This window comes from Acidovorax sp. SRB_24, from assembly GCF_012931925.1.
This window is the reverse complement of record NZ_MWOM01000307.1, coordinates 1-311: the sequence shown is the minus strand read 5'-3', so window position 1 is coordinate 311 and position 311 is coordinate 1. Positions and strand designations below refer to the sequence as shown.

Below are 311 nucleotides of genomic sequence, written 5' to 3'. Positions count from 1 at the left end.
CACCTGCTGGCGGCGCCAGCGGTTGCGCAGCGCAATGGCCACGGCGCGCTTGGCGCTGGCCTGGCCGACGATGTGTTTGTCGAGCTCGGAGACGATCTCCTGGGGGGTCATCGAAGACATGCGGAACCTTTGACGAAATAGCCCTCTAGCGCTTATCCATAAAGCGCCTTTAGCTATCAAATAAATAGTATCAAGCGGCGCGGCGCGGCGCGGCAGCTGGCTGCGGCTACAGCGTCTCCAGGGTGTGATTCATGTTGGTGTAGATGCACAGCTGGCCGGCGATCTCGAGCGATTTCTTCACCACCTCCTGC

The 311-nt window shown here is 60.5% G+C and carries 1 pseudogene; it reads right to left on the bottom strand.

From position 1 onward, the window contains the following. Positions 1-226 precede the first annotated feature (226 nt). A pseudogene (locus B2J89_RS23020) lies at positions 227-311 on the bottom strand (HslU--HslV peptidase proteolytic subunit); the annotation flags it as partial.